This is a genomic window from Pseudoalteromonas sp. NSLLW218, from assembly GCF_015864775.1.
In the GTDB taxonomy this organism is placed as follows: Bacteria; Pseudomonadota; Gammaproteobacteria; order Enterobacterales; family Alteromonadaceae; genus Pseudoalteromonas.
The window spans coordinates 92216-104468 of record NZ_JADYWO010000011.1; the positions used below are offsets into that span (position 1 = coordinate 92216).

Below are 12253 nucleotides of genomic sequence, written 5' to 3' on the forward strand. Positions count from 1 at the left end.
ACAGGCGTATAATGTGCCTGCAGTAAGTGCTAATGCTTACTGTAAATTCTCAGGGCGGGGTGAAATTCCCCACCGGCGGTATGTTTAAAGTTACTTGTAACTCAAACGAGCCCGCGAGCGCTTTATTTAACTTATTTTTACGGTTAAGTAAAGGTCAAGCAGATCTGGTGAGATGCCAGAGCCGACGGTTAGAGTCCGGATGAAAGAGAATATAGCTTATTTATGTACACCAAAACGTAGCTTTTTGGTGAGCATTTTTAATGCTGTTTTGGTTTAATTCATGCAATTTTATTTGTATGGCTTTGCCATGCCTTTCAGTGTCCTGAATCTATTATTTTTTATTTGGAATATAATGATGATTCAGTCTCTACTTACTCAATTCGGCGAAAGCCAAATCCGCGTACAAAGCGCAATTACTGCACTACAGCAAGGGCAAGGCGTACTTGTTGTTGATGACGAAAACCGTGAAAATGAAGGCGACTTTGTATTTTCAGCTGAGCATTTAACGACTTCTCAAATGGCCGAAATGATCCGCGAAGGCAGCGGCATTGTTTGCTTATGCATGGGGGAGGAGCGTATTAAACAGCTCGACTTACCGCAAATGGTTACCCACAACACGAGTCAAAATAACACCGCTTATACAGTCACTATTGAAGCTAAGCATGGCGTTACAACAGGTGTGTCTGCTGCTGATAGAGTAACGACTATAAAAGCGGCGACAGCCGATAACGCTAAACCAAGTGATTTATCGCGCCCAGGGCATGTATTTGGTTTAAAAGCACAATCGGGCGGAGTATTAGTTCGTCGTGGCCACACTGAAGCATCGGTTGATTTAATGCAGCTTGCCGGCTTAAAACCATTTGGTGTAATTTGCGAACTAACAAATCCTGATGGTTCAATGGCGCGCTTACCTGAGGTGAGTGATTATGCTAATAAACATAATATGACCGTAGTTTCTATTGAAGATTTAGTACAATACATTCAGGCAGCGCAGCTTCAAGTAAGTTAAACCGCTTTGAAAAAAAAACCACTTATTTAAATAAGTGGTTTTTATAATATTGTTATCATTTAAGTTTATAACGTATTGCTCATAAAATCTGAATAACTTGCTCTTTTGCCAAGCGAGATTTAGGTAGTTTAGCATTATAATCTTCTGCGTCATCATGGTAGCCAAGCACTAAAGCTACGTCGCAAATATAACCATCGAGTTCTTTTCCAAAAACTTCGCCAATCAGCTGTGCATCTACGCCTTCCATTGGAGTAGAATCAACCCCTAAACGTGCAGCTACATGCATAGTGTTACCAAGAGCTATGTAAGTTTGCGCTTTAGTCCACTCTTCATTACCGCCTTGCTCATCAGTATTCATATCCACAAACGCATAAGCACCAAAAGCTTGTTCGCGATTTTCTGCTTTAGTACGGCCATTTTTAATATCTGCATCAATTACTTGTGCGTAATCATCGCGGGTGTATTTAGGATTGTGAGCAAACAATATTATATGCGACGCTGTTTTAATATGTGGCTGGTTAAACGCAAATTTATTAGCAAATGTACTGTGCATACGCTCTTTGGCTTCATCTGATTCAATTACGATGAATTTCCAAGGTTGCGAGTTAATTGATGATGGAGATAAGCGCATAGCTTCGTAAATAACTGCTAAATCGTCTTGAGATACACGTTTCGTTGCATCGTAACGTTTTGCTGTGTAACGCTTTTCTAAGTCATTAATAATAGGGTGAGTCATTGGTTTCTCCAAAATAAATAAGATTAGCTGTACAAAGTATTCGTCATTTACTTTATGTATAAATAATACAGCTTGCTTTGCATTAAATAAATCGCATAATCATTGAATCATTATCAAATATAAATAGATAATATGAATATAGAAGATTTAAAACTTATTTTAAAAGTCGCTGAGTTTAGAAGCATTACGCTTGCAGCTGCTAAATTAGATATGCGTACAGCCACAGCAAGCGCTGCTATTAAGCGTGTTGAGTCTGCGCTTGGTAGTGAACTATTTGTTCGTACAACACGTCATTTAAGGTTATCGGCTGCTGGGGAGCGCTACATACCACAATGTGAGCAGGCTTTAGCAGTACTTGAACTTGCAAAGCAAAACCTTAAAGGTGAACATGACGAAATCGAAGGGGAGTTACGTGTTGCACTTTCATCTGATTTGGGGCGCAATTTAGTGATCCCATGGATTGATGAACTCATGGATAGTTATCCTAAGTTAAGCCTACGAACACATATAAGTGATAGTAATATCGACTTTTATCGTGACTCAGTTGATATAGCACTTCGTTATGGCTCGCCTAATGATGCAAGTGTTTATGGTTTTAAAATTTGTAACGTACCACGCTTATTATGTGCAACTGACGAATACCTCTTACAAAACGGGACTCCCGTGCATCCTGATGATCTAGCGTCGCATCAAGGTTTGTTTTATCAGTTGCAGGATATTATAAATAATACGTGGGAATTCAGTGATGGTGAGTCAAAATATAAAGTTAAAATGGGTGGCAGGCGCGCCTCAAACGACGGCGATTTAGTAAGGCGCTGGTGCGTTGCGGGTAAGGGCTTAGCTGTAAAGTCGGCACTTGATATAGCCGACGATTTGCTTAACGACAGGGTGGTTACCGTAATGCCAAATTATCAACATGTTAATGGTGAACTTTGGCTTATTTGCCCAAGTAGGCAGTCAATAACCCCTGCGGTGCGTTTATTACGCGATGCATGCAGAGAAAAGTGTAAAGCTATTTTAGAGCAGCTGGTAAATAAAGGCATTATTGATAAAAGCGTACTGAGCTAATTAAGGAAAGATTATTTACTTCTCGAGGCCTTAGATATGCTTTGGCACGTAACTGAATTAAATTAAAAATAAAAAGGAATAAATATGAAATTTAATAAATATATAATCATTTTGATGGCGGCCTTACTTGCTTCTTGTAGCTCGTTTATGAGTAACAATACAGGTAAAAATACACAATCTAGTAGCTTAATGGATTTTTTATATCCTGATCAACAAAGCCGTGCTACCTATAAACCTGAAATACCTGTTTTAAAACTCCCTGTTACCGTCGGAATTGCATTTGTACCGTCTAAAAACTGGCAGCCAGACGGGTTAGAGACCCAAAACCAAGTCGAATTACTCGAAAAAGTAAAAAAGTCATTTCTTCAATATGATTACATTGACCGCATTGAAGTTATACCAAGCACCTATTTAAAGGGTGGTGAAGGTTTTGCAACACTCGAGCAAGTAGGGCGACTTTACGATGTAGATGTAATGGCACTGGTTTCATATGATCAAATTACGCAATCTTATGAAAATAATGCAGCCTTACTTTATTGGACAATAGTGGGTATGTACGTTATTCCAGGTAATGAAAATACAATCCAAACCTTTGTGGATACAGCTGTTTTTGATATTAAAAGTAGAAAAATGCTATTTAGAGCACCTGGTATAAGTAAGCTTGAAAAAAGAACAACAGCAATAGGTATTGATGAAACGTTATCTGAAAAGTCGGCTGAAGGTTTTAATCTAGCGGTTAGTGATATGAGTACTAATTTAGATGCAGAACTAGCAAGGTTTAAAACACGTGTTAAAGAAGAGAAAATTGCAAAAGTCGAAAATAAAGATGGCTCCAGCAGCGGTGGCTCTTTGAGTATTTATATACTCGTTTTGTTGTCGTTATTAGTTATGCGTAGCAAAAAAGTTTAAAGCAAAAAATAGCTAAGTACTTTAATAATGCCACCTACTTTGAGCAGGTGGCATTATTTTTTATTCGCTAACTTAGCTTTTTATTAAAAAACTCAACGGTACGTTGCCATGCAAGCTCGGCATTGTCTTTATCATATCGACCTGTAGAGTCGTTATGAAATCCATGATTTGCCCCTTTATACATATGCATAGTGTATTCAACGTTATTAGCTTTTAAATCTTGTTCGTACTGTGGCCACGACGCGTTTACACGTTTATCAAGCTCGCCTAATTGAATCATTAATGGTGCTTTAATGTTTTTACGTAAACTTTCGCTGGCTGGAGTACCGTAAAAAGGCACTCCGGCGCTGATTAAATTACTATCTACTGCCGCTAAATAATTAACAATGTAGCCACCAAAACAAAAGCCCACAGCGCCGAGTTTACCGTTACTGTTGGCATGCGATTTTAAAAAGTGCGCTGCGGCTACAAAATCGTTTTGAATTTTGGCTCTGTCCATTGTGCGCTGCATAGCGCGTCCTTCATCATCATTACCAGGGTAGCCACCCAGTGGAAAGAGCGCATCGGGTGCAAATGCAATAAAACCTACCTTAGCTAAGCGTCTTGCTACATCCTTTACGTATGGGTTTAATCCACGGTTTTCGTGTATCACAAGAACAACAGGGAGCTTACCTTCTATGTTTTTAGGGGTTGCTAAGTAACCCTTGCCTTTACCGTGCCCGTTTGGCGAATCGAATTCTTCGTACGTTGCCGTTATATCGTCATCGTTAAATGACACTTGTTCAGCCAGCGCGTAATTAGGTAATAATGCTGATGTAAGTACAGCCATTGAAAAACCAAGTGCAGCAAGGCCACCGAGTTTTTTCATAAAAGTACGTCGGTCCATTAAACCGTGGGCGTACTCGTCATACCAATCAAAGGCTTCTTGAGGAATGTGATCAGAGGGGGATGTATTCATGGCTGTTCCTTAATTTTATTATGTTATCTGTTATTTAAATACCATAACGTATTAGGAATAAAAAACGAGCAATATTTTATCCAATTACTAGGGCTATTAATTAATCCTGCTTGTTAAACTATGGGTAGTAGAAACAGTATTAGCAAATAGATGAATATCATTTTAAGCTTAAAATAAAAAACTCGGCATAGTATGCCGAGCTTTTTTGGTTGGGATGTTACTTAATTTAGCTATTTGTAGGCGCTGGTTGGGCATCTACTAGTGGTGACTTGCCACGCATTTTACGTACTAATCGCTTAGTATCTTCTAGTGCAACATACTGACACGGTATAAGTATCAGTGTAATTACTGTGGCAAATAACACACCAAAAGCAAGTGATACAGCCATTGGGATAACAATTTTAGCTTGTAAACTCGTTTCAAAAATAATTGGCATTACACCAATAAAGGTAGTGATTGAGGTAAGTAATATTGCTCTAAAGCGACGAGCACCGGCTTGCATTACAGCATCCTTAATCGAAACACCTTCAGCGCGGGCTTTGTTTACAAAATCGACCATAACGAGGGAGTCATTTACGACCACACCCGCTACAGCAATAATGCCAAACATAGATAAGCTGCTCATGGTCATACCTAAAATCATATGCCCAAACATCGCGCCAACTACACCAAACGGAATAACCGACATTATAATAAGTGGCTGCGAGTAAGAGCGAAGCGGAATGGCTAACAAGGCAAATATAATCATCATTGATATACCAAAATCACGAAGCTGCTCTGAAGCGCTATCCATCTCTTCTTGAATGCGCCCAGCTACATCACTTGTAACGCCAGGGTAGCTTTTAAGTAATGTTGGTAAGTATTCATCACGAATTTCTTCTGCAATCGCAAATGGTTCGGCTTGGTCGGTATTTACCGCAGCCCATACGTTTACAGTACGTTTAGAGTTTTCGCGGCGAATACGGTTTACACCGTCAACCAGTTTAACTTCGGCTACTTCACTTAGCGGTACTTCAGCGCCTGTAGGCGTAATAATACGCACACTTGCGATATCACTTATTGAGTTACGTTCGTCTTCTGGATAGCGGATCATGACTTTAATTTCTTCGCCTTCACGCAATATTCGCTGCGCTTCTAAGCCGTAGTAACTAAAGCTTACTTGCGATGCGACATCAGCAAGCGTTAAACCCATGCTGTAAGCGAGTGGTTTTAAATCAAGTTGCACTTCGTCGGTAGCGCTTTGCATTGAATCGTTTACGTCGCCAACGCCTTCCATTGTTTGTAATTTGGCTTTTAATTTACCAGCCACTTCTTTTAGCTCGTCAGCATTTTTGCCTTCAAGTTTAAAGCTAACGTCGCCATCATCTCGACCGCCATTCATTATACTGTCTTGAATGGTCATGGTTTTAATGCCCGGTAAAGCGGGCATTTGCTCGCGCCATAATGCACTTAGAGCAAAGGTGTCGATAGGGCGTAAATCAGGCTCTACCAAAATAGCCATAATATTTGCTTCAGTTCGTCCGCGAAGGCTTACCGATAAATCGCGGATCATCGGTTTACCGTATTGCTCTTGTAGTTGCTGATCGACCTTTAACAACACGCTTTCAATTTTACGTGCGGTTTCAAGCGTTGCTTGCTCAGATGAAGCTAGGTTCATTTCTATATCAATACGCGGAAAGTCGTGCGGTATTTTAGGGTTTGGTACAAACTTAACTAAACCACCTGCAAACATACCTGCGCTTACAATAAGCAAACACATAAAGCCAACAATAACGGTATAGCGGTAGTGAATACAGCGGCCAACAAAAGGAAGGTAGTAGTTATTCACAAAGCCTTTTAAACCACTATCAATCACCATACGTAAGCGATGTAATAGGTTTTTAGGGTTTGGTTTACGCGGGTTCATTGCTGCAATATGGGCAGGTAAAATAAGTTTTGATTCAATGAGTGAAAAAATCAAACATAAAATAATAACGCCACCAATTGCCTTAGAAAAAGCAGCGCCAGGACCAGTTGCGAGTGTTTGTGGCAAAAATGCAGCAATGGTAGTTAGTACACCAAAGGTTGCTGGCATCGCAACACGTTTTACACCGCGTACGACGTTATCAAGTGTATGGCCGTATTTTTCTATTTCGGCACTGGCTGATTCGCCCACAACTATGGCGTCATCGACAACAATTCCGAGCACAAGTATAAAGGCAAAAAGAGAGGCTAAATTAATGGTTACGTCTAAAAAACCAATGGGCATAAACAAAAAGGCGCCCAGAAAAGACACCGGTAAACCCATCATTACCCAAAATGCCAAGCGTAGCGGTAAAAATAGTGCCAGTACTATCATTACTAACAAACCACCCCAAATCATGTTATCGACCATCATATCGAGTCGACCTTCAAGGTAGTAAGTTAAATCAACAATAGGGGAGAGCTTAACACCTGCTGGTAAAAGCGGCTCTTTAGCTGCCATGTAGCTTTTAAGTACTTTTGCTACATCGGTAATATCTTGATCTTTTGATGCGTTAACTTCAAACGAGAGTGAATTTTTACCATTGTATTTTGAATACTGTAAGCCTTCTTCAAAGCCATCGTTAATGGTTGCTACATCGCCTAAATAAATTTGTGCGCCATCAGCAAGGGTAATAAGGGGGAGTTTTTCAAACTCAAAGCCACGGTAGGCTTGTTTTTCAACACGCATTGAAATATAACCGTTTTCAGAGCGTATTTGCCCCGCCGACATATTGGCCGAAAAACTTTGTACAGCGCCTGCAATATCTCTAAATGTTAAGCCATATTCACGCAGTTTATCAGGGCTGACTTCTATACCAATTTCGTACTCTAAGCCGCCGTTAAAATTAACAAGGTTAACGTGAGGCAGTGCTTGTAACTCGTCTTTTATATCGTTGCCAAGCTCTTTTAACTGGTAGTTACTCATGTCGCCATAAAGCGCAAGTATCATTACTTCTTGCTCAAACTTATCGCGGCGCACAACAGGGCGCTCCATCCCCGCAGGAAAGGTGTTTATTGAATCAACTTGTACTTTAATTTCATCAAGTACTTCTTGTGGATTGTATTGCTCTTCTATTTCAATCCATGCTTGTGAAAAACCACGGTTAGAGTACGTAATTAGGCGTTTAATGCCTTCAATACCTTCGAGGTTTTCTTCAACTTTTATGGTTATGCCTTCTTCAACCTCTTGCGGGGCAGCCCCTGGGTAAACCGCTTGTACGCTTATCCAGTTGCTTTCAAACTGTGGGAACATTTGTTTGCGAATCGTCATCGCCATTAAAATACCGCCTACTAATATAAATATCATTAGTAGGTTGGCAGCAACGGGATTTCGGGCAAACCATGCTATTAACCCTGTTTCACGAGTGTTCATGATTATTCCTCTTTCAGCGCAAGTTGAGTTACATCAGTTTTATCAGGCGCAATATCTTCAACTTTTACTGCCATACCTTCTGTTGGATACTCAAGCGCTGAGGTAACAATTTGCTCGCCATTTTTTAACCCTTGGCTGGCTATAATCATGCCGTTTTGCTCGCGTATAATATTGAGGGTTTTAAACGACAATGTTAAATCGTCATTTAAAATTACAATTTTATTATCTTTAACTAAGTGGTGCGCAACAATAATTGCGTTATCAAGCGGGCGACCTTCAATGGTAGCGTTAATATATGAACCAAAACGAAGAGGGCGTGTTTTGTCGCCGTACGGAGTTGCAAGTTGTGCAACCAAGTAGCTCATACGGCTTGTTTGATCAACCACACCTTCGGTGCGAATTACTTTGGCTTGCCACATTGTTTGCTTACCCGCGTATTCTGCGTTAAATGTAACATTTGAGCCTACGCCGCCATTTTTTAAATATTGCAGTTCTTGGTCGGCAACTGGTAAACGTACCTCTGCAACTGAGGTTGCACTTAATGCACCAAAACTATTACCTGGGTTTACCACGGAGCCTAAGCTAATTGTGCGCTCATTAATAATGGCATCATAAGGGGCTTTAATATAAGTACGTTCAAGATTGCGGCTAGCACGTTTAACACTTGCTTGAGCAGAGCGGTAACGCGCTAGTTTTTCGGCCAGTTGTGGTTTACGTAAATAAAGTTCTGAGGCAATAGCTTCGCTTGAGTCCGATTTAATACGCTCCCATTCAGCTTTTGCTACGTGTGCTTGTGCGCGTTCTATTTCAAGTGCTGAGCTTGCCTGTGCTAAACCTGCTTGCGCTTCAATAAAGTCTGCCTCGTAATCATTTGCATCAATTCGTGCTAAAATATCGCCTTGCTTTACAAACGCGCCTTCAACAAATTGATCTGATACCGAAATAACTTGCCCACTAACTTGTGCTATCAGCTCGGTACGGTCCTTTGGTTTAACAATGCCGTACGATTTAACATCGAGCGTTATAGAATCTAAAAGTATGCTTTGTGTTGCAACTAAAGGGCGTAAATCTTGCTCTGGCTTTTCTTCCGGTGGTTTTTTCATTGCCGTAAAGGCGAAAGCTAAAGCAATACCGCCTGCTAAAACAGCAATTGGGAGTATTATTTGTTTTGTAGTAGCCACAAGGCATTCCTTCATAATTGGTGGTGACAGAGCAATAATACGCAATAAAGTGTTTACAAGCTGTTTTAAGATGTAACAAAGCATTACATGTGTGTGTTACAACTCACTATGCGACTAATTAAGTTCCTAAAAAGAAATTAAAGTAAGTGTTTTTTATACAGAGGAAATTATGAAAACCGAATCGATGAATTGCAGGCTAGGCTGCGGCGCATGTTGTATTGCGCCAAGTATTAGTTCGCCTATTCCAGGTATGCCAAATGGTAAAAAAGCCGGAGAGCGTTGTATTCAGCTAGATGAACGTAATTTATGTAAGTTATTTGGTGATGAAAGTCGCCCAAAAGTATGTAGCGATTTTAGCGCCACGCTTGATGTGTGCGGGTCAACAAATGCACAAGCTTTAGCGCTTATTACAGAGCTTGAAGAGCTAACTTAGTAAGCTCTTGAAATACACATATATTTACAAATGAAAAAAGTGTGTTGTAAAATGATTAACTAATTTAGTAGAGAGACTCTTGGTTAACTGGATTTGCCGAAGTTATTCAGCTTTATAAGGAAATATTGTATCCAAATCGATTATTCAAAGTATTCATTAGATGAACTACTCGAAGCAAAAAAGAGTATTGATAAAGTAAAATACGCAGAGAATTTTAATGCGCTAATGATTGAGTTTTCTCGTAGAGAAACTGAAATAAATGCGCGTAAAAGTGAGGCTAAATCTGCGATAGCAGCCAAACAAGTTATTTTAAAAACCACCTGCACAGCAGAGCGTATCCTTGGTTTGTTCTTATTTGGCCTAATTTTTGGCTTTCCTGTAGGATTTTCCATAGTTCCCGATACACTTGATGGCTCTGATGTGTTTTTTTCTTTGCTATTAATGAGCATGTCAGGCGGGCTACTATTTCACTCATTCAACAGTGGCTGGACTTTTGGAGGAAACTGCAACTTAGATATTACTGAAGATCCTATTATGTTTACCGTTGCACAGCTAATTTATGCATGGCTTTTAGGTTTCTCTTTCATCGTTTTCGTACTCGCAGTCTTTTTATAAGTTAAATTTATTGGGTACCTACTTTTGTAAGCAGGTACCTAATGAATAAATTCCTAAAACTTTAATTACCAACTATACGTTGCGCTTAACGTATATTGCTCACCTCGCCCTGGTGTACCAGGTATCTCTTCAAACGATTCACCCCATAAGTTATCTGCTGCTAAAGTAATAAATAAGTTTTTTAGCATTGGCGGCGTAATTTTTAACGTTAAATGAGTAAATAAAGCATCGTCGTCACTACCGCGCAGCGCATTTTCGTGCTGTTTGCGCCACTCGTTATCTATTCTAAACTGCAATATATCAGTAGGATTCCAAACTGCGCCGAGTGTTAGGCGGTGATCAGGAAAGTTTAATGCGTAAAAACTAGCGTCAATATCTGCCGCACCGTAATTTTCTGATTTATGAAGGTAGGTGTAACTCGCTACAATTTCGGTTGTTTCAAAGTGTTTAGTTGCTAAGAACTCAATGCCCGTTGTATTTATATCTACAGGGTTTGCAAAGCGCGCAGAGCTTGAGTCAAAATTAAACGTCCAATCGGTTAAGTTGTCATCTTTACGATAAAAAATAGCCGAATTAAGTTGCCAAGTTTGCTCATCAACTAATAAACCTAGCTCTAGGCTTTTAGTCGTTTCGCGCTCAAGGGTGTAATTACTTCTAAATAACCCGCCTGAATCACTTCCGCCAATGGCGGTATAGCCTGCTACTTGGCTTGCCTCTGCGTACGATAAATAAAACGTGCGCTCAAAACCTTTGCTGTTTTGTGTATTAAGCGTTATATCACCAATAAGTGATAGTTCAGAGTCGTCTCTATTTGTATCGTCAAACGCAGCACCTAAACGAAATGTAAGTTGTTTATTATCCTCAAGCGCCATTTTGTATTCAGGCAATACGCTTAATTTATAATACTTACGAGAGGTAAAGTTGTTTTCAAGCGTGGTAGATTCAATTGAGTCGTCAATAAACTGTGCTGAATAATTTACAGCAAATACATCGCTTTGAGCATGATGCCCCGATAGCGCTAACGACTTAACTTCACTTTTGTGAAACGCTTCAAAAGCGCTTGGATTTTCGCGAGAGTAAATATAATGATCGTCGTGTGTGCGGTAATAAGCCGACACTTCAAAGTTACTGTCCTGCGCATAACTTTGCTTATGGTTTAGCATTAATAAGCGGGTTTCTAGCTCTTCTGTTTCGTTAACGCCAAATGGTGTGTACAAATTTGGCCAGCCAAAAAACTTATCTTGTGAGCCAAAAAACAAATCTGTTTGAGAATCAGCGCCAGCTAATTGAACGCGACCCGATGCACGCGTAAAGTCGTGATCGCCGTTATCAATAGTGCCATCGCTTTGTGAGTGAGAAATCTCGCCTTCAAAACCAAGCTTCCAATCCTTTGCGCCTTCAAGGGGCATACTTACAGCTGCATGTAAGCTTTGTAAGTTAAAATCGTTTGTGCCAGTACCTACCGATACACTGCCGCCCGTGCTAATTGGTTTCCAGCCAAACGATACAGTGCCTACAGAGCTATTAGCACCATTAAGTGCATTGTCTGCGCCTGTTAAAATATAAGGGCCGGTAAGCATTTGCGGTGCAATAGGAATTTCAGCAAAGTAATGCCCAGACTGTGGGTCAAGTAAAGTAGCACTACCAACTCTAAAGCCGGTATTTTCAAAAATACCGCCACGTATAGTTACATCGGCTTGCGCTTCAGCCATATTACGTGATTGTAAATCAACACGTGGGTCATACTCTAAATTAGATACTGGAGAGTCAAATGTACCTACAGGTAATGTGTTTGCAGTGGGCGATGCCTCAACCGTTATTTTTTCGATTGCCGGTGATGTTTCAGGTTTATCAGTTACAGCTTCGCCGTAGGCAAAACTGCTCACGCTGCATAGCAGTGCAGGGAGTATAAAGTGCGGTGACCATTTCATGTTGTGTGTCTCATTTTTTATATGCAATTACGGTAAC

At 40.2% G+C, this 12253-nt stretch carries 10 protein-coding genes and 1 riboswitch; of the genes, 5 read left to right on the plus strand and 5 right to left on the minus strand.

All coding sequences use genetic code 11. The annotated features are described in order from the left end of the window. The first annotated feature begins 41 nt into the window (after positions 1–41). Positions 42–215, plus strand: a riboswitch (FMN riboswitch). Between the two features lie 140 nt (positions 216–355). Beyond that, the gene (gene ribB / locus I6E80_RS16530) at positions 356–1009 is read left to right on the plus strand and encodes a 3,4-dihydroxy-2-butanone-4-phosphate synthase (protein WP_197186030.1); all 654 of its coding nucleotides are present in this window, start codon (positions 356–358) and stop codon (positions 1007–1009) included. Between the two features lie 79 nt (positions 1010–1088). Here the strand turns inward: ribB and I6E80_RS16535 are convergent, their stop codons facing one another. Beyond that, the gene (locus tag I6E80_RS16535) at positions 1089–1745 is read right to left on the minus strand and encodes a nitroreductase family protein (protein WP_197185997.1); all 657 of its coding nucleotides are present in this window, start codon (positions 1743–1745) and stop codon (positions 1089–1091) included. A gap of 132 nt (positions 1746–1877) precedes the next feature. On the opposite strand from I6E80_RS16535, the gene I6E80_RS16540 reads away from it, so the two are divergent. Both I6E80_RS16540 and rhlP read left to right on the plus strand, forming a co-directional pair. After that, positions 1878–2813, plus strand: coding sequence for a LysR family transcriptional regulator (locus tag I6E80_RS16540; protein WP_197185998.1), 936 nt, complete (start codon positions 1878–1880; stop codon positions 2811–2813). A gap of 84 nt (positions 2814–2897) precedes the next feature. After that, on the plus strand, positions 2898–3722 hold the full coding sequence (gene rhlP / locus I6E80_RS16545) for a rhombotarget lipoprotein (RefSeq protein WP_182711577.1): 825 nt from the start codon (positions 2898–2900) through the stop codon (positions 3720–3722). Between the two features lie 67 nt (positions 3723–3789). Here the strand turns inward: rhlP and I6E80_RS16550 are convergent, their stop codons facing one another. The 3 genes from I6E80_RS16550 to I6E80_RS16560 form a co-directional block, all read right to left on the minus strand. Then, on the minus strand, positions 3790–4680 hold the full coding sequence (locus tag I6E80_RS16550; RefSeq protein WP_197185999.1) for a dienelactone hydrolase family protein: 891 nt from the start codon (positions 4678–4680) through the stop codon (positions 3790–3792). 226 nt (positions 4681–4906) lie between these two features. Beyond that, the gene (locus I6E80_RS16555; protein ID WP_197186000.1) at positions 4907–8056 is read right to left on the minus strand and encodes an efflux RND transporter permease subunit; all 3150 of its coding nucleotides are present in this window, start codon (positions 8054–8056) and stop codon (positions 4907–4909) included. A gap of 2 nt (positions 8057–8058) precedes the next feature. Beyond that, on the minus strand, positions 8059–9237 hold the full coding sequence (locus I6E80_RS16560; protein WP_024599525.1) for an efflux RND transporter periplasmic adaptor subunit: 1179 nt from the start codon (positions 9235–9237) through the stop codon (positions 8059–8061). Positions 9238–9406: 169 nt separating this feature from the next. Between I6E80_RS16560 and I6E80_RS16565 the strand changes: the two genes are divergently transcribed. Together I6E80_RS16565 and I6E80_RS16570 are read left to right on the plus strand one after the other, a co-directional pair. After that, positions 9407–9670: a YkgJ family cysteine cluster protein gene (locus tag I6E80_RS16565; protein WP_007375812.1), complete on the plus strand. Its 264-nt coding sequence runs from the start codon at positions 9407–9409 to the stop codon at positions 9668–9670. A gap of 93 nt (positions 9671–9763) precedes the next feature. After that, positions 9764–10285, plus strand: a complete 522-nt coding sequence (locus I6E80_RS16570; protein WP_197186001.1) for a hypothetical protein — start codon at positions 9764–9766, stop codon at positions 10283–10285. Positions 10286–10350: 65 nt separating this feature from the next. Here I6E80_RS16570 and I6E80_RS16575 read toward each other — a convergent pair whose 3' ends face one another. Further along, positions 10351–12216, minus strand: coding sequence for a TonB-dependent siderophore receptor (locus I6E80_RS16575; RefSeq protein WP_197186002.1), 1866 nt, complete (start codon positions 12214–12216; stop codon positions 10351–10353). Between the last annotated feature and the right edge of the window lie 37 nt (positions 12217–12253).